Below are 16,560 nucleotides of genomic sequence, written 5' to 3'. Positions count from 1 at the left end.
GTTTTGCTTTTACCTAAGCGACCTGCTGATTTTCCTCTTCTCCATTACGCTGTGCTTCTTCCGCTTCCTGCTGAAGCAACTGTTTCTCGTACACCTTGAAGAACGGGAAATAGATAATGGCGGAAACGCAGGCCAAAACCAGCACCAGAATGGCTGCACGGAAATCCCAGCCCAGCGCCCAGGCGGCACCAACCGGAGCCGGTGCCGTCCACGGCACAACGGAAATCACGCGGCCAATCAGATCAAACTTCATCGCTGCCCATGCCAGCACGGCATTAACCATCGGCGCCAGCAGGAAAGGAATAAAGAACACCGGGTTCATCACAATCGGCGTACCGAAAATCACCGGTTCATTGATATTGAAAATGCTTGGTACCACGCTCAGACGTCCAATGGAGCGCAGGTGCGCGGAGCGGCTACGCAGATAGCAGAACACCAGCCCCATCGTCGCCCCCGATCCGCCGATAACGATAAAGAACGTCCAGAAGGCTTCCATAAAGATGTGTGGCAAAGGCTGGCTCGCCGCCAGCGCGGTCTGGTTCGCCCCCAGGTTTGTCAGCCAGAACATTTGCAGCATCCCGGAGACAATCGCCGCGCCGTGGATCCCGGCAAACCACAGCAGGTGGCCAATCAGCACCGCCAGCAGGATCGCAGGCAGCGAGTCAGCCGCAGAGACCAGCGGTTTGAATATCGACATGATGGCCTGTGGGATCAGCATACCGAACTGCGACTGGATCAGCAGGCTCAGCGGGTATAGCGTGAGCACCACTACCAGCACCGGGATCAGCAGGTCAAACGAGTTTTTGATCATCGGTGGAACCTGGTCTGGCAGGCGGATCCCGATATTGTGTGCTTTCAGGAAACGCATCATCTCAACGCAATAGATCGCCACCAGAATCGCGGTGAAAATACCGGTCCCTCCCAGGCTATCCACCGGTAAAGCGCCTTTGGTTTTAGGGGCGGCGACCAGCAGGAACGCCATCAGCGACAGCATCGCGCACATGAACGGATCCAGCTGATGCGTTTTAACGTAATGTTTGCCCAGGTTGTAGGCAATAGCCGCACAGATATAAAGGGACATCACCCCCATTGTCATATCAAACGGCGTCAGAATTTGACCTTCAAACTGCTTCGCCATATCCAGCCAGGCGCGAGCAAAACCCCAGGTGGTATCTGGCGAAAAAGGCGGGTAAGCGAACACTAATAAAAACGAGCCTACAATCATAAACGGCATCGCTGAGATAAACCCGTCACGAATAGCCATAACGTGACGCTGGGAAGAGATGCGCCCGGCAATAGGGCTGACATAATTTTCAACGAAGCGGAAAATCAGATTAAATGCAGCGTGGTTGGCAGACATAGCAGATCTCCTGTCAGACGTTCGTTTTGGACGCTCTCACGTCACACGTTGTTCCATACATCAGCGTCACAACCTTGCCGGATCGTGTACCTGCGGTACTGCTCAAACGGAATGGTTTCATAATTAGCTCTTATTATTAGATACAGGGGAAGTTACACACTTAGTATTAATCTCTGCATCACGCTCTGCAACCGGTTACTGTAACCGGTTTCTGTGAATGTGAAGGCGATCCAGAAATCGCCCCTGACGGATATTTGTTACTTAAGGGATATTTACAGCGACTAAATTCTTATGACAGATTACGCAGGATATTTGTCAGGAGGAATCAATGAGTTTGCAGTCTGTACAACAGTTTTTTGCCGAACACGCTCCGGATATAGAGATCATTGAGCTTAACCAAAGCACAGCGACTGTTGCCCTTGCTGCTGCCGCGCACAACGTTGAACCCGGCCAAATTGCCAAAACGCTGTCACTGAAAATTAAAAATGACGTGATTCTGGTGGTTGCAAAAGGCGATGCGCGTCTGGATAACAAAAAGCTTAAAGAGACATTCGGCGCAAAAGCCCGCATGCTCAGCAGCGATGAGGTAGTCACCCTGACGGGTCATCCTGTTGGCGGCGTCTGCCCTTTCGGACTGGAAAATCCGCTCTCTGTTTACTGTGACATCACATTAAAACAGTACGCGGAAGTGTTACCCGCAGCGGGTGCCATCCACAGTGCGGTGCGTATATCGCCCGACAGAATGGCGGAGCTGACCGCAGCAAAATGGGTCGATGTCTGCATTTAAACGTTGCGCCAGAAGAACTCTGGCGCACCACTTAACGCTGAGAGAATGAAGGAACGGTGAGAGCTGAACGACGCACTTCCCGGGCAGGGAGATGCGCCAGGATATCCGCCGCATCCAGTAATCCCACGTCAGAATTGACGCCCAGCTTTACCATTGCGTTAAACTTATGCGCCCGGATGGTTTTAATATTGCGTTCAAGCTGCGCCGCAATTTCAGGGATTGAAAAACCCGATGACATATAACGTAGTATTGCCCTTTCGGTTGGGCTTAACATACGATTCTGGCTAACACACCAGTGATTGTACATGTTGTCATTCACCTGATGCGTTTCGCTGAGTAATGTCTCCAGCCCCTCCATCAGCTGCTTTAGCGGAACCGATTTACTGATTATCCCATGCAGGCGAGAAGGCGAAAGATGGCTGACCAGCCTCGCCTCCATTTCGTCAGAGGCCAGCACGATACGCTGGACGTCGCTGTGGGTGAAGGTAAGATCCCGTAAACAGGCCAGACAGTTTCTCCGCTCTTCACGCTCATCAGACAGTGAATAGATAACCGCATAGAATGAGATATCCGAGAGCGCCGCTTTAAAGCTGGCGAATCTGCTAAACAGGTGCACCTGGTAATGGCTCAGGGCGGGCATCGCAAAGAGATGCTTCAGCCCTACAGCGCTCATTGAGCAGCTTTCGATGACGGCGATATGTCTTGTTGCAGTGGTCTTTTCCATTCCTCAAACTCTCCATAAGCCGACATTAAACTGAGTTCTCGCATTCCCTGGGTACTGCTTATCCACGCGTACATATCGGCATTACTGCGAAGTGATAAGCGGCGCATTGCACTGTTTTTCTGTGCACTGATCGTTTTATTACTTTTATTCAGCAGCGTGGCTATTTGGTTGATTCCCCAACCTTTACCTAATAAACGCAACACCTTGCGTTCAGAGTGGGTGAGCGCAATCATTTGCTCACTCTCTTCTTCAATATCGGACGTTTCCGGTATTAATAACGTCTGGCTTATTCGCTCGGCACGTTCACTGCCCGCGCGAATAGCGTTAATAACGCCTTCGATCGGTTCCATATCCGAAAGCAGCGTGCTTTCCGGACGCATAAGAAGCTCTACTGCAAGTGGATAAAGGGGACGCGAGACAAGGAATATCCAGTGAATGTCCCGATACTGATTCATTAATCCATAATACTGCTCAAGCGTGCCGCGAGGATTACGATACTCACCTGAAATATCGGCAATAACGACCCCAGCGCGACGCAATTGTAGTAGCGTCAACTCCTGCATCGAACGGCAGTACGTTATTTCAAAATCAGGAAAATGACGCGTCATGACGCCACCTAGCCCATTTTGCATAACTGGCACTCTACTAATCACCACTCCGTGTTTACCATTCAATGGCAACATAGACCCTCCCTGTCATGAATTCATTATTTAAGAACGAACTAACCCTACGAGTTTAAACACGCTTGCATCCCTCAGTACAAAACGGCTTAATACTCGCAAATCAGAAGAAATATCACATGGGTTAAGAAACGCCCAATACTGGCTTAATATCGCATAAAGACCACAAAACTTTAATTAAGATTGCGTGAAAAGATTGAAAATATGAAATTAGAAATACTTAATATATTGTCTTTATAAATCTCTATTTTTATATTCATTAAACAAATAGAAAGTGCGGTTTTCTCCCCCTGCTCACGCGACTGATTGCACAAATGTTGATCTGGCCCAGCGCAAAGGGCCCTGCCCTTTGTGTTAAAAGTAAGCAATCTCTCTTCTCTTCAGGGCGTTTCATGCAGGCAGATCGGTCTAAGCAACGTGCTACCACGCGGCTATGTATTCAGTGCGGGCTTTTTCTCTTACAACACGGGGCAGAAAGCGCCCTCGTGGAAGAACTTTCCACACGCCTTGGGCTGGCGCTGGGGATGGACAGCGTTGAGAGCTCCATCTCGTCAAATGCCATTGTGCTGACCACCATTAAAGACGGACAGTGCCTGACCTCCACCCGTAAAAATCATGACCGCGGCATTAACATGCACGTCGTGACGGAAGTGCAGCACATCGTGATCCTTGCTGAACACAAGCTGCTCGATCTGAGGGAGATAGAGAAACGCTTCAACCAGATCAAACCTCTCCGGTATCCACGCTGGCTGGTTGTGCTGATGGTGGGACTCTCCTGCGCCTGCTTCTGCAAGCTCAACGCGGGCGGCTGGGACGGCGCTGTCGTGACCTTCTTTGCCAGCAGCATCGCGATGTATGTCCGCCAGTTGTTGACGCACAGGCAACTGCATCCGCAAATTAACTTCTGCATCACGGCGTTCGTGGCGACAACCGTATCCGGCCTGCTTTTGCGCCAGCCTTACTTCGCCAGCACGCCTACTGTTGCGATGGCCGCCAGCGTATTGCTGCTGGTGCCGGGTTTTCCCTTAATCAACGCCGTCGCTGATATGTTCAAAGGCCACATCAACACCGGTCTGGCGCGCTGGGCGATAGCCAGCCTGCTGACGCTGGCGACCTGTATCGGGGTGGTAATGGCCATGACACTCTGGGGGTTACGCGGATGGGCGTGATGGATTTTCTGCTCGCACTGGCGCAGGACATGCTCCTGGCAGCCCTTCCCGCCGTTGGCTTTGCGATGGTGTTTAACGTACCACAGCGTGCATTACCCTGGTGTGCGCTGCTGGGTGCCATTGGCCACGGCTCACGTATGATCATGATGACCTCGGGCTTTAATATCGAATGGTCGACGTTTATCGCCTCCATGCTGGTCGGCAGCATCGGTATTCAGTGGTCCCGCTGGTATCTGGCGCACCCGAAAGTGTTCACCGTGGCGGCAGTCATTCCTATGTTCCCGGGCATTTCAGCCTATACGGCGATGATCTCCGCCGTCAAAATCAGCCACTTTGGCTACAGCGAACCGCAGATGATCCTGCTTCTGAGCAATTTCCTTAAAGCCTCGTCGATTGTGGGCGCGCTCTCCATCGGCCTGTCGATCCCCGGATTATGGCTTTACCGCAAACGTCCACGCGTATAATAAAATCGCTTGCAATTGTATCGTGCGCTATCTATATTCATTTCATGGACGCAAAAACGAACGACACTACCAACGCGCTTCTGCTGGATAACCAGCTCTGTTTTGCCCTCTATTCGGCAAATCTGGCGCTTAACAAGCTGTACCGGCAACTGCTGGCGCCGCTTAACCTGACCTACCCGCAATACCTTGTGATGCTGGTGCTGTGGGAGCAGGATGATATCACGGTGTCAGACATTGGCGAGCGGCTGTTCCTGGATTCCGCCACGCTGACTCCCCTGCTAAAACGCCTGGAAAGCGCAGGATTAATCTTCCGCCAGCGTTCCCGTCAGGATGAGCGTCAGGTCGCCGTCACCCTGAGCGACGCGGGTCGGGCGCTGCAACAGCAGGCCGTGACGATACCCCACGCCGTGGGCTGTGCAGCGCAGTGTGATACCGACACCATGCTGGCGCTCAAGCAACAGCTCGAACTTTTGCGCCAACAGCTGCATCGCGCGTAAGGCTATACTTTACGCGTCTGATTTTAACTTAATACATCGCGCACTATTTAATAGTGCATATAAACGTAAGATGAGGAACCTGCCATGTCTTTAGAAAAAGTTGTCTACACTGCCAAAGCCAAAGCAACCGGAGGCCGTGATGGCCGCGCAACGTCTTCCGATGGCGTTCTGGATGTCAAACTGGGTGTGCCAAAAGAGATGGGCGGCATGGGGGGTGAAGTAACCAACCCTGAACAGCTGTTCGCTGCGGGCTACTCCGCCTGCTTCCTGGGCGCAATGAAGTTCGTTGCGGCACGCGACAAATTCGCTCTGCCAAAAGACGCCTTTATTGAAGGCGAAGTGGGGATTGGCCCGCTGCCAACCGGTTTTGGTATCGAAGCGAAGCTGAACATCCACGTTGAAGGGATGGACGCAGCGGAAGCCAAAAAACTGGTGGATGCGGCACATATCGTCTGTCCGTACTCTAACGCGACGCGCGGCAACATCGACGTGACGCTGAACATCATCGCGTAAACAGCCCCTGTGATTTTAGCCCCGGTAAGCGTAACGCCGCCGGGGAAATCCTCTCCTTTCCTCCCCCTCTCTCTGTGCTACCATAACCCTCAATCACGCCCGTAGTAATCAGTTGAGAAAGTGTTATGTCCTCCAGAATCCTGACCACCAGCATTGCTGGCATTGATGCCTTTATGCGCGATCCTCGCGGTGTGTTGACGCACGCCGAAGGCGGCACGCTCGCGGTATTTGCCGACAACGCCCCGGCGTTTTATGCGGTCACGCCGGAACGTCTGGCGCAGCTTCTGGAAATTGAAGCGAAGCTGTCGCGTCCGGCGAGCGATGTCATGCTGGATAATCAGTTTTTTGACGAACCCGCCAGCGCCCCGGTGGCCGTTCCAATGGGGAAATTTCCCATGTACGCCGGTTGGCAGCCGGACGCCGATTTTCAGCGGCAGGCGGCCTTATGGGGAATAGCCCTCGCGCAGCCCGCGACGCCAGAAGAGCTGGCGGCCTTTACCGCTTACTGGCAGGCTGAAGGAAAAGTCTTCCACCATGTTCAGTGGCAGCAAAAGTTCGCGCGCAGTCTGCAAATCAACCGCGCCAGCAACAATGGCCAGCCAAAACGTGATATCAATGCCTTTTCAGAACCGGACAAAAAAATCCCTGATGGATTCCGAGGTGCGAAATGAAAAACGTCGGCGACCTGATGAAACGTTTGCAGAAGATGATGCCCGCCAACGTGAAGCCCGCCTTCACCACCGGTGAAGAGCTGCTGGCATGGCAAAAAGAGCAAGGTAAAATTCGCGCGGCTGCCCTCGCCCGCGAAAACCGCGCGATGAAAATGCAGCGCACCTTTAACCGCTCGGGCATTCGCCCTCTGCACCAGAACTGCTCCTTCGAGAATTATAAGGTCGAGTCACAGGGGCAGATGAACGCCCTCAACCAGGCGCGCCAGTACGTGGATGAATTTGACGGCAACATTGCCAGCTTCATCTTTAGCGGAAAACCCGGCACGGGGAAAAATCACCTTGCGGCCGCTATCTGCAACGAGCTGCTGCTGCGCGGGAAGTCAGTGCTGATTATCACCGTGGCCGATATTATGTCCGCCATGAAGGACACCTTCAGTAACCGCGAAACCAGCGAAGAACAGCTGCTGAATGATTTGAGTAACGTGGATTTGCTGGTCATCGACGAGATCGGCGTCCAGACGGAGTCCCGCTACGAAAAAGTGATCATCAACCAGATTGTCGATCGCCGTTCGTCGTCAAAACGCCCAACCGGTATGCTGACGAACCACAATATCGAGGAGATGACCCGACTTCTTGGCGAGCGGGTGATGGATCGCATGAAGCTGGGTAACAGCCTGTACGTCATCTTCGACTGGGACAGCTATCGCAGCCGCGTCAGCGGCAAAGAGTATTAAGATATTTCCAGGGAGCACCGGAAGAGCAGAGGTATATACTAAACCCACTTTTGGCCCAAAACGGATCTTGTTGAGTAAATCATTATGAAAAAACAGTTTCTTATCAGCATCCTTACTGGCGCCCTGCTGGTGACTGGCGCAGCGCAGGCCGCATCATGGCAGGAGTCGCTCTCCAGCGCAGCAAGTGAGTTAACCAAAGAGAGCGGCACTTCCCAGGGCGGGCTGTCAGCCTCGTCCCTCACCGGCCTGCTGAGTAACAGCTCCCAAAGCCTGAGCGCCGGAACGATGAACAACGCGGCGGGCATTCTGGAATACTGCGCGAAGCAGAAACTGGCTTCCGTTACCGATACCGAAAACATCAAAAACCAGGTGCTGGGTAAACTGGGTCTGGACACCCAGGAGCAGAAAGCGGACACCAACTATATGGACGGTATTCAGGGTCTGCTGAACGCGCAAAATGGCCAGCAGCTGAACCTCAGCACCCTTGGAAATTCATCTCTGGCGAAACAGGTGAAAACGAAAGCCTGCGATCTGGTGCTGAAACAAGGCGTTAATTTCCTCTCCTGATCGCCTCCCATTTTCTGCCACAACACGCCGGGTTTATTACGTTAGTCTTACACCGCGGCGTGAAGTGCGTTTTTTTACCCCCTGCCACCACCTCAGCCTCCGTGTGCCACGATGCGACTGTATTCAAAAATCCGATTTTATAAACCAAATCCTAACAACAGCACACTTTCGTGACACTAAAATTGCAGCTAAGCGACATCGCAATTACATTGTATTACCCAAAAAATAAGCAATTAGCCGGCTAAGCGTCCGGCATGATGAGGATCTGCTGTTGTCAGAGTTAATGTCCCTTGTCCTTTTCCTGGCTTCCATCGGCGTTTATGCCTGGAAAGCCGGTCGTCACACCTGGTGGTTTGTGGCCACCCTGGTGGTGCTCGGCATTTTTATTGTTTTAAACATTACGTTATATGCCAGCGATTACTTTACCGGCGACGGTATTAACGACGCGGTGCTCTACACGTTGACCAACAGCCTCACCGGCGCTGGTGTGGGTAAGTACATCCTTCCGGGTCTGGGGCTGGTGGTCGCCCTGGTGGGCATCTTCGCCGCGCTGGCCTGGGTTCTGCGCCGTCGCCGTCACCGTCCGCATCATCATGGCTACAGCCTGCTGGCGCTGTGCCTGGCGCTGGCCTCCGTGGATGCCAGCCCGGCATTCCATCAAATTACCGAGCTGGTAAAATCCCAGTCGCGCGATGGCGATCCGGACTTTGCGGCCTATTACAAAGAACCCTCGAAGAAGATCGACAATCCCAGACTCAACCTGGTCTATATCTACGGCGAAAGTCTGGAACGCACCTATTTTGATAACGATGCTTTCCCGAACCTGACGCCAGAGCTTGGCGCGCTGAAAGACCAGGGCCTCGACTTCAGCCACACCATGCAGCTGCCCGGTACGGATTACACCATCGCCGGGATGGTGGCCTCTCAGTGCGGCATTCCGCTGTTCGCCCCGTTTGAAGGCAACGCCTCCGCCTCAATGTCGAGCTTCTTCCCGCAGAATATTTGCCTCGGCGATATCCTGAAAAACTCGGGCTATGAAAACTACTTTATGCAGGGCGCTAACCTGCGCTTTGCCGGGAAAGATGTGTTCCTGAAATCCCACGGTTTCGATCACTTGTATGGTTCCGAAGAGCTGAAAACCACGGTGGCCGATCCGGCCTACCGCAACGACTGGGGCTTTTACGACGATACCGTTCTTGATGAAACCTGGAAGAAATTCGAGGAGCTTTCCCGCGCCGGTAAACGCTTCTCGCTGTTTGCGTTGACCGTTGACACGCATCATCCGGATGGTTTTGTCTCACGCACCTGTAAACGTCAGGGCTATGACATTGACGGTAAAAACAACAAGTCGTTCAGCGCCGTGACCTGTAGCCAGGAGCATATCGCGGCGTTAATCGAGAAAATCAAAGCGTCGCCGTATTTCAAAAATACGGTCATCGTCGTCTCATCTGACCATCTGGCGATGAAAAACAGCGCCTGGGATGAACTGAATAAGCTGGATCGTAGCAACCTGTTCTTTGTGCTGCGCGGCGATAAACCGCAGCAGGAGATCATTGCCGCTAAACGTAACTCGATGGATAACGGCGCTACCGTGCTGGATATTCTGGGTGGCGATAACTTCATTGGCCTGGGCCGCAGTACGCTGTCGGGCCAGTCCCTGTCGGAAATCTTCCTCAACATGAAGGAAAAAATCCTCGCCTGGAAGCCGGATATCATTCGTCTGTGGAACTTCCCGAAAGAGATAAAAGACTTCACCATCGATCAGGATAAAAAAATGATCGCGTTCTCCGGCAGCCATTTCCGCCTGCCGCTGCTGCTGCGCGTGTCGGATAACCGCGTCGAGCCGCTGCCGGAAAGCGAATACTCCGCGCCACTGCGCTTCCAGCTGGCGGAATTTGCCCCGCGCGATAATTTCGTCTGGGTCGACAAATGCTACAAAATGGGCCAGCTCTGGTCGCAACAGCTGTCGCTGTCCACCGACTGGTGCGTCTCTCAGGGGCAACTCGGCGGCGAGCAGACCGTGCAACACGTTGACAAACCGCAGTGGCAGGGAAAAACCGCGTTTAAAGATACGGTTATTGATACCGCACGCTATCAGCGCAACGTAGACCTGCTGAAAATCGTCGACAACGACATTCGTTATAAAGCAGACAGCTTCATCTTTAATGTTGCCGGCGCGCCGGAAGAGGTGAAGCAGTTCAGCGGTATTTCACGGCCGGAATCCTGGGGGCGCTGGTCTAACGCGCAGTTGGGCGATGAGGTGAAAATTGAATATACCCATCCGCTGCCGGAGAAATTCGATCTGGTGATCACCGCCAGGGCATTTGGTCCCAACGCAAACCGTCCTATACCGGTGCGCGTCGGTGATAAAGAACAGACGCTGACGCTGAGCAACGATGTCACCACCAGCACGCTGCATTTCGATAACCCAACGCGCAGCAATACGCTGGTCATTGTGCCACCCGATCCGCAGTCCACTAACGAAGGGAATATTCTCGGTCACGCTCCGCGCAAGCTGGGGATCGGCATGGTGGAGATTAAAATTGTGAGCAGCGCTGGCTGATGACGGCGTTCACTCTTCGCCCGACGCGCATCGACGACGTCGCTGCCCTGCCCGCCATTGAACGCGCGGCGGGGCAGCGGTTTCGCGACGTTCCTGAGCTGGCCTGGCTGGCAGACAATGAGGTTATTTCTGTTGAAGATCACCTCGGTTACGCCGGACGCGGATTAAGCTGGCTGGCGCTGGCTGACGACAGGCCCGTGGGCTTTATTCTCGCCGAAGCTCATCCATCGACGCTGTTTATTGTGGAACTGTCGGTTCACCTGGACTGGCAGGGACGAGGTCTTGGACGCCAGTTAATCGCCCGTGCCGCCGCGCATGCCCGCAGTCTGGGGCTGAACTCGCTGACGTTAACGACGTTTCGTGATGTCCCGTGGAATGCGCCCTTCTACAGGCGATTAGGGTTTGAAATGATGACGACGCTGACGCCGGAACTGCGCCAGAAACGCGAGGAAGAGACGGCGCACGGTTTAGCGTATGGTTCCCGCTGCGCCATGCGCCTGCCTCTGTAAAATCGCCCGGTGGCGCTGCGCTTACCGGGCCTACAAAACCCAATTCCGCAGCCGCCACCCGGCGAAACGCACAATCCGTAGGCCGGGTCAGGCGCAGCCGCCACCCGGCAAAACGCACAGCGTCAGAACGTTTCCCAGTTATCGCCCGCATCTGCGGTAGCCGGTTTACGCGCTACTACCGGTGCGGCAACGCTTTTCGCCGAGGCGAACTCGCGCGCCTTCATCTGTTCCTGCTGAATACGGAACACCGCAACGGCCTGCGTCAGACGGCTCGCCTGCTCTTCCAGTGCCGCGGCCGCCGCCGCAGACTCTTCCACCAGCGAGGCGTTCTGCTGCGTCACGCGATCCATCTCAGCCACCGCCAGCCCAACCTGGTCAATACCGCGGCTCTGCTCGTCAGACGCAGACGCGATTTCGCCCATGATATCCGTCACGCGCGTTACCGCATTCACGATCTCACCCATGGTTTCACCCGCGCTTTCAACAAGCGTTGAACCAATTTCCACGCGCCCCACGGAGTCTTCAATCAGGCTCTTGATCTCGCGAGCCGCCTGGGCGCTGCGCTGCGCCAGGTTTCGGACTTCACCTGCAACCACCGCAAAACCACGCCCCTGCTCGCCCGCACGCGCCGCTTCTACCGCCGCGTTCAGCGCCAGAATATTGGTCTGGAAGGCAATCCCGTCGATCACGCTGATGATATCGGCGATTTTCTGCGAACTGCCGGCGATGTCACGCATGGTCTGCACCACGTTATCCACCACCTTGCCGCCTTTCTGCGCGGTTTCAGACGCGCTCAGCGCCAGGTTGCTCGCCTGACGGGCGTTCTCGGCGTTCTGCTTCACGGTGGCAGTCAGCTGTTCCATGCTGGCGGCGGTCTCTTCCAGAGAGGCAGCCTGCTGTTCGGTACGGGATGAGAGATCGTTATTGCCCATCGAGATTTCGCTCGCACCGCTGTAAATAGCGTTGGCGCCGTTACGCACGTCACCCACGGTACGCACCAGCTCGCCCTGCATATGGCGCAGGGAGTCAGCCAGTACCCCCATCTCGTTGGAGCCTTCCACGTCGATGCGCTTCACCAGGTCGCCGCTGGCGATATGACGAATGCTGTCAATCAGACGGTTCAGCGGCGAAATCAGCGCCTGACGAATACCCAGCCAGACGGCAACAATCACCACCAGCACCGCAGCCAGCACGCTAATCAGCACCCAGATAGCCTGGCGGTAAGAGCTGTTGCTGTCTTCAACCGCGGTCTGATACAGCGCGTCGTTCTGTTGCAGATAGTTGACGTACTGCTTCTCAAAGCCATCCTGATAGCTCTGGGTCGGCTGGTCGAAGAACTCATTGATTTTGCCCGCCCCCAGCAGCTGGATCAGCTCAGCCAGCGCGCCATGGTAAATATCGTAATTACGTTTGATTTCCAGTGCCGCAGCGTCGCTCTGACGCGGGTCGCGCGGCAGCGCTTCGTAATCCGCCCAGTTTTTTTCCGCCTGTTTCAGAGACGCAGAGGCAATCTGCATCAGCTCGGCGACGGTTGAGCCGCTGCCGATATTGTTCTGATCCATCATATAGCGGATACCCGCGCGGTTCAGGGTGTTACGGGTTTGCAGCAGCGCCACCCAGCTACCGTTCAGGGTGGATTGTTGCTGGCGAATGGTTTGCAGGATGGTGAAATTCTCTTTGTCATGCTTCAGGGCATTGAAGAAAAGACCACCAGACGTGAGTTGTAAAAGGCCAAATATCGCTAAAACCAGCAGTAAGCTGGTGACAATCTTGATTCGGTTTAACATGTTTTCTCTTTCCTCAGGCAGATACAGAATATTCGGCCTGGCATGAGAAAACTTTACGAAAATCATCCTGGAATTTAGGGTTTTTACGCTTCGTCCCTCGCGGCGATATGTCGGTTTCCAAGTTCAATAAACTCTTCCAGCAGCGCCGTGAGCTGCTTCATCTTCTCAGGCGTATATTCCGCCTCTATCTGCTGGTACGCCTCTTCCACCTGAGCCTGAGCACGCTGGTACAGCGCATTGCCTTCTTTCGTCAGCGACACGTACAGCTTGCGCTGGTCAGTCACCGGTTTTAAGCGCAGCACCAGACCGTCGCGCTCCATCCGCGTCAGAATGCCGGTCAGGCTTGGGCGCAAAATACAGGTGCGGAACGCCAGATCGTGAAAATCCATGGAGGGATGCTCGGCCAGCACGCGGACGATACGCCACTGCTGCTCGGTCAGATTATGCCGCTTCACTATCGGGCGGAAGTAGCCCATCGCCGCTTCACGCGCCTGCAACAGCGCGATGGTTAATGAGTCATGCATCATCTACCCCTTACATCATTAACAAATAAACAATTAAAAACAGATGCTTTTATAGACAACACGTTTTAACCCAAAAAGTCTAACAGAAACAAAGCTATTTTTTTAACTTATTGATTTAAATATATATTAACCCTTTTATGTAAATTTATTGTTATTTGCATCACAAATTATTCACTTCTGATTGCGAAACGAACAGCAAAAGCATAAAACCAGATCATTAACATATTAATGAAATCAAAACCGGACAGCCGGTTTGAGGAGTATGGGAATGAAAGGTACTGTTTTTGCCGTAGCGCTAAACCACCAAAGCCAGCGTTTGGCCTGGGCTGAGGCGTTTGAAAAAGCCCCCTATAACGCGCCGCCAAAAACGGCGGTGTGGTTTATCAAGCCACATAACGCTGTTATCCGCGCAGGCGAACCGATTCCCTTCCCGCAGGGAGAAACCGTGTTAAGCGGCGCGACGGTGGCGCTGGTGGTGGGCAAAACCGCCAGCAAAGTACGCGTTGAAGAGGCAGCGGCGTACATCGCCGGCTACGCGCTGGCTAACGAAATCAGCCTGCCGGAAGAGAGCTTCTACCGTCCGGCGATCAAGGCCAAATGCCGGGATGGATTTTGCCCGCTCGGCGAACCTGTCGCCGTTGATAACGTGGATAATCTGACCATCATCACCGAGATCAACGGCCGCGAAGCGGACCACTGGAACACGGCCGATCTGCACCGCAACGCCGCCGAACTGCTGAGCGCCCTGAGCGAATTTGCCACCCTGAACCCCGGCGATGCGATATTGCTCGGCACTCCGCAAAGCCGCGTCGAAGTTCGCCCGGGCGATCGGGTACGTATTCTGGCAGAAGGATTTCCGCCGCTGGAAAACCCGGTGGTGGAGGAACGCGACGTTGCCATCGCTTCGCGCACGCCGCCGCACGCCACGCTGTTCGCCCTCGGCCTGAACTACGCCGATCACGCCAGCGAGCTGGACTTCAAACCGCCCACCGAGCCGCTGGTGTTTATCAAAGCGCCAAACACCTTTAACGGCGACAACCAGACCTCGGTGCGCCCAAACAACATTGAATACATGCATTACGAAGCCGAGCTGGTGGTGGTCATCGGCAAAACCGCGCGCAAGGTCAGCGAAGCCGAGGCGATGGAGTATGTTGCGGGCTACACGGTGTGCAACGACTACGCCATCCGCGATTATCTCGAAAACTACTATCGCCCGAACCTGCGGGTGAAAAGCCGCGACGGGCTGACCCCCATCAGCCCGAACGTAGTGCCAAAAGAAGCCATTCCTGACCCGCACAACCTTCGTCTTCGCACCTACGTCAACGGTGAACTGCGTCAGGAAGGCACCACGGCAGACCTGATCTTCAGCATCCCCTACTTGATTGCGTATCTGAGTGATTTCATGACCCTGCAACCGGGCGACATGATTGCCACCGGCACGCCGAAGGGGCTGTCCGACGTGGTGCCGGGCGATGAGGTAGTGGTGGAAGTGGAAGGCGTAGGCCGTCTGGTAAACCGAATTGTCAGTGAGGAGACTGCAAAATGAAAAAGATTAACCACTGGATCAACGGTAAAAACGTCGCCGGAAGTGAGTACTTTCAAACCACTAACCCGGCCTCCGGCGAGGTGCTGGCAGAAGTGGCCTCAGGCGGCGAAGCCGAAATCCATCAGGCCGTTGCCGCCGCCAAAGAGGCGTTTCCGAAATGGGCCAACCTGCCGATGAAGGAGCGCGCGCGCCTGATGCGTCGCCTGGGGGATCTGATTGACCAGAACGTACCGGACATTGCCGCGATGGAAACCGCCGACACCGGCCTGCCGATCCACCAGACCAAAAACGTGCTCATTCCGCGCGCCTCGCACAACTTCGAGTTCTTCGCCGAGGTGTGCCAGCAGATGAACGGCAAAACCTACCCGGTCGACGACAAGATGCTCAACTACACCCTGGTGCAGCCGGTGGGTGTCTGCGCGCTGGTGTCGCCGTGGAACGTGCCGTTTATGACCGCCACCTGGAAGGTCGCGCCGTGCCTGGCCTTAGGGAATACCGCGGTGCTGAAGATGTCTGAACTCTCCCCGCTGACCGCTGACCGTCTGGGCGAGCTGGCCCTCGAAGCGGGCATTCCGGCGGGCGTGCTCAACGTGGTGCAGGGCTATGGCGCCACGGCGGGCGACGCGCTGGTGCGTCATCATGACGTGCGCGCCGTCTCCTTCACCGGCGGTACCGCCACCGGGCGCAACATCATGAAAAACGCCGGGCTGAAGAAGTATTCCATGGAGCTGGGCGGCAAATCGCCGGTGCTGATTTTCGAAGACGCAGACATCGAGCGCGCGCTGGACGCCGCCCTGTTTACCATCTTCTCCATCAACGGCGAACGCTGCACCGCCGGCTCGCGCATCTTCATCCAGCAGAGCATCTACCCGGAGTTCGTCAAACGCTTTGCCGAGCGCGCCAACCGCCTGCGCGTGGGCGACCCGACCGATCCGAACACCCAGATTGGCGCGCTCATCAGCCAGCAGCACTGGGAAAAAGTCTCCGGCTATATCCGCCTCGGCATTGAAGAGGGGGCAACCCTGCTGGCGGGCGGCCCGGACAAACCGACCGATCTACCTGCGCACCTGAAGGGCGGCAACTTCCTGCGACCAACCGTGCTGGCGGATGTCGATAACCGCATGCGCGTGGCGCAGGAGGAGATCTTCGGGCCAGTGGCCTGCCTGCTGCCGTTTAAGGATGAAGCGGAAGGCCTGCGCCTGGCGAACGACGTGGAGTACGGCCTGGCATCTTACATCTGGACCCAGGACGTCAGCAAAGTGCTGCGTCTGGCGCGCAGCATCGAAGCGGGCATGGTGTTCGTCAACACCCAGAACGTGCGCGACCTGCGCCAGCCGTTTGGCGGCGTGAAGGCCTCCGGCACCGGGCGTGAGGGCGGCGAGTACAGCTTCGAGGTCTTCGCGGAGATGAAGAACGTCTGTATCTCCATGGGTGACCATCCGATTCCAAAGTGGGGGATCTGACC

At 55.0% G+C, this 16,560-nt stretch carries 17 protein-coding genes; 12 read left to right on the top strand and 5 right to left on the bottom strand.

The window, feature by feature from the left end; all coding sequences use genetic code 11:
- Positions 1–13: 13 nt before the first annotated feature.
- Positions 14–1,360, bottom strand: a complete 1,347-nt coding sequence (locus tag LOC22_RS13885; RefSeq protein WP_003856571.1) for a PTS cellobiose transporter subunit IIC — start codon at positions 1,358–1,360, stop codon at positions 14–16.
- A gap of 328 nt (positions 1,361–1,688) precedes the next feature.
- Here LOC22_RS13885 and LOC22_RS13880 point away from each other — a divergent pair, with 328 nt between their 5' ends.
- Positions 1,689–2,147 carry a YbaK/EbsC family protein gene (locus LOC22_RS13880; protein WP_003856572.1) on the top strand — a complete coding sequence of 153 codons (459 nt, stop codon included), beginning with the start codon at positions 1,689–1,691 and terminating at the stop codon, positions 2,145–2,147.
- A 31-nt stretch (positions 2,148–2,178) separates the two neighbouring features.
- Here LOC22_RS13880 and bglJ read toward each other — a convergent pair whose 3' ends face one another.
- Together bglJ and LOC22_RS13870 are read right to left on the bottom strand one after the other, a co-directional pair.
- Positions 2,179–2,820 (bottom strand): DNA-binding transcriptional activator BglJ, encoded by a 642-nt coding sequence (gene bglJ, locus LOC22_RS13875; protein ID WP_017383840.1) that lies wholly within the window; start codon positions 2,818–2,820, stop codon positions 2,179–2,181.
- Positions 2,817–3,554: a helix-turn-helix transcriptional regulator gene (locus LOC22_RS13870; protein ID WP_017383841.1), complete on the bottom strand. Its 738-nt coding sequence runs from the start codon at positions 3,552–3,554 to the stop codon at positions 2,817–2,819. Before LOC22_RS13870 ends, bglJ begins: the two co-directional genes overlap by 4 nt.
- Before the next feature lie 389 nt (positions 3,555–3,943).
- Between LOC22_RS13870 and LOC22_RS13865 the strand changes: the two genes are divergently transcribed.
- From LOC22_RS13865 to LOC22_RS13825, 9 genes are all read left to right on the top strand, one after another.
- Positions 3,944–4,720 (top strand): threonine/serine ThrE exporter family protein, encoded by a 777-nt coding sequence (locus tag LOC22_RS13865; RefSeq protein WP_047637732.1) that lies wholly within the window; start codon positions 3,944–3,946, stop codon positions 4,718–4,720.
- Positions 4,711–5,184 (top strand): threonine/serine exporter, encoded by a 474-nt coding sequence (locus tag LOC22_RS13860; protein WP_015572605.1) that lies wholly within the window; start codon positions 4,711–4,713, stop codon positions 5,182–5,184. Before LOC22_RS13865 ends, LOC22_RS13860 begins: the two co-directional genes overlap by 10 nt.
- 44 nt (positions 5,185–5,228) lie before the next feature.
- Positions 5,229–5,681 (top strand): MarR family winged helix-turn-helix transcriptional regulator, encoded by a 453-nt coding sequence (locus LOC22_RS13855; protein WP_015572604.1) that lies wholly within the window; start codon positions 5,229–5,231, stop codon positions 5,679–5,681.
- 84 nt (positions 5,682–5,765) lie between these two features.
- On the top strand, positions 5,766–6,194 hold the full coding sequence (locus tag LOC22_RS13850) for an organic hydroperoxide resistance protein (protein WP_003856578.1): 429 nt from the start codon (positions 5,766–5,768) through the stop codon (positions 6,192–6,194).
- A gap of 125 nt (positions 6,195–6,319) precedes the next feature.
- Positions 6,320–6,865, top strand: coding sequence for a primosomal protein DnaT (dnaT, locus tag LOC22_RS13845; protein ID WP_003856579.1), 546 nt, complete (start codon positions 6,320–6,322; stop codon positions 6,863–6,865).
- On the top strand, positions 6,862–7,599 hold the full coding sequence (gene dnaC, locus LOC22_RS13840; RefSeq protein WP_230238980.1) for a DNA replication protein DnaC: 738 nt from the start codon (positions 6,862–6,864) through the stop codon (positions 7,597–7,599). Before dnaT ends, dnaC begins: the two co-directional genes overlap by 4 nt.
- 84 nt (positions 7,600–7,683) lie before the next feature.
- The gene (locus LOC22_RS13835; RefSeq protein WP_015572603.1) at positions 7,684–8,166 is read left to right on the top strand and encodes a DUF2501 domain-containing protein; all 483 of its coding nucleotides are present in this window, start codon (positions 7,684–7,686) and stop codon (positions 8,164–8,166) included.
- 271 nt (positions 8,167–8,437) lie between these two features.
- Complete coding sequence (gene opgB / locus LOC22_RS13830; protein WP_047726414.1) at positions 8,438–10,729, top strand: phosphatidylglycerol--membrane-oligosaccharide glycerophosphotransferase; 2,292 nt, start codon at positions 8,438–8,440, stop codon at positions 10,727–10,729.
- Positions 10,729–11,238 carry a GNAT family N-acetyltransferase gene (locus LOC22_RS13825; RefSeq protein ID WP_045141642.1) on the top strand — a complete coding sequence of 170 codons (510 nt, stop codon included), beginning with the start codon at positions 10,729–10,731 and terminating at the stop codon, positions 11,236–11,238. Before opgB ends, LOC22_RS13825 begins: the two co-directional genes overlap by 1 nt.
- A gap of 122 nt (positions 11,239–11,360) precedes the next feature.
- Here the strand turns inward: LOC22_RS13825 and tsr are convergent, their stop codons facing one another.
- Together tsr and hpaR are read right to left on the bottom strand one after the other, a co-directional pair.
- Positions 11,361–13,025 (bottom strand): methyl-accepting chemotaxis protein, encoded by a 1,665-nt coding sequence (gene tsr / locus LOC22_RS13820; protein ID WP_017383845.1) that lies wholly within the window; start codon positions 13,023–13,025, stop codon positions 11,361–11,363.
- A gap of 83 nt (positions 13,026–13,108) precedes the next feature.
- Positions 13,109–13,549 carry a homoprotocatechuate degradation operon regulator HpaR gene (hpaR, locus tag LOC22_RS13815; protein ID WP_017383846.1) on the bottom strand — a complete coding sequence of 147 codons (441 nt, stop codon included), beginning with the start codon at positions 13,547–13,549 and terminating at the stop codon, positions 13,109–13,111.
- Positions 13,550–13,817: 268 nt separating this feature from the next.
- Here hpaR and hpaG point away from each other — a divergent pair, with 268 nt between their 5' ends.
- Together hpaG and hpaE are read left to right on the top strand one after the other, a co-directional pair.
- Positions 13,818–15,095: a 4-hydroxyphenylacetate degradation bifunctional isomerase/decarboxylase gene (gene hpaG, locus LOC22_RS13810; RefSeq protein WP_230238979.1), complete on the top strand. Its 1,278-nt coding sequence runs from the start codon at positions 13,818–13,820 to the stop codon at positions 15,093–15,095.
- Positions 15,092–16,558, top strand: a complete 1,467-nt coding sequence (hpaE, locus tag LOC22_RS13805) for a 5-carboxymethyl-2-hydroxymuconate semialdehyde dehydrogenase (protein ID WP_017383848.1) — start codon at positions 15,092–15,094, stop codon at positions 16,556–16,558. Before hpaG ends, hpaE begins: the two co-directional genes overlap by 4 nt.
- Positions 16,559–16,560 lie beyond the last annotated feature (2 nt).

It is taken from the genome of Enterobacter sp. AN-K1 (assembly GCF_020971765.1).
GTDB lineage: Bacteria > Pseudomonadota > Gammaproteobacteria > Enterobacterales > Enterobacteriaceae > Enterobacter > Enterobacter hormaechei_C.
The sequence above is the reverse complement of the archived record's forward strand: the minus strand, read 5'-3'. Positions and strand labels throughout refer to the sequence as shown.

Coding starts and splice junctions, on each gene's coding strand:
- LOC22_RS13885 (WP_003856571.1), bottom strand. CDS start 1,360: ATGTCTGCCAACCACGCTGCATTTAATCTGATTTTCCGCTTCGTTGAA.
- LOC22_RS13880 (WP_003856572.1), top strand. CDS start 1,689: ATGAGTTTGCAGTCTGTACAACAGTTTTTTGCCGAACACGCTCCGGAT.
- bglJ (WP_017383840.1), bottom strand. CDS start 2,820: ATGAGCGCTGTAGGGCTGAAGCATCTCTTTGCGATGCCCGCCCTGAGC.
- LOC22_RS13870 (WP_017383841.1), bottom strand. CDS start 3,554: ATGTTGCCATTGAATGGTAAACACGGAGTGGTGATTAGTAGAGTGCCA.
- LOC22_RS13865 (WP_047637732.1), top strand. CDS start 3,944: ATGCAGGCAGATCGGTCTAAGCAACGTGCTACCACGCGGCTATGTATT.
- LOC22_RS13860 (WP_015572605.1), top strand. CDS start 4,711: ATGGGCGTGATGGATTTTCTGCTCGCACTGGCGCAGGACATGCTCCTG.
- LOC22_RS13855 (WP_015572604.1), top strand. CDS start 5,229: ATGGACGCAAAAACGAACGACACTACCAACGCGCTTCTGCTGGATAAC.
- LOC22_RS13850 (WP_003856578.1), top strand. CDS start 5,766: ATGTCTTTAGAAAAAGTTGTCTACACTGCCAAAGCCAAAGCAACCGGA.
- dnaT (WP_003856579.1), top strand. CDS start 6,320: ATGTCCTCCAGAATCCTGACCACCAGCATTGCTGGCATTGATGCCTTT.
- dnaC (WP_230238980.1), top strand. CDS start 6,862: ATGAAAAACGTCGGCGACCTGATGAAACGTTTGCAGAAGATGATGCCC.
- LOC22_RS13835 (WP_015572603.1), top strand. CDS start 7,684: ATGAAAAAACAGTTTCTTATCAGCATCCTTACTGGCGCCCTGCTGGTG.
- LOC22_RS13825 (WP_045141642.1), top strand. CDS start 10,729: ATGACGGCGTTCACTCTTCGCCCGACGCGCATCGACGACGTCGCTGCC.
- tsr (WP_017383845.1), bottom strand. CDS start 13,025: ATGTTAAACCGAATCAAGATTGTCACCAGCTTACTGCTGGTTTTAGCG.
- hpaR (WP_017383846.1), bottom strand. CDS start 13,549: ATGCATGACTCATTAACCATCGCGCTGTTGCAGGCGCGTGAAGCGGCG.
- hpaG (WP_230238979.1), top strand. CDS start 13,818: ATGAAAGGTACTGTTTTTGCCGTAGCGCTAAACCACCAAAGCCAGCGT.
- hpaE (WP_017383848.1), top strand. CDS start 15,092: ATGAAAAAGATTAACCACTGGATCAACGGTAAAAACGTCGCCGGAAGT.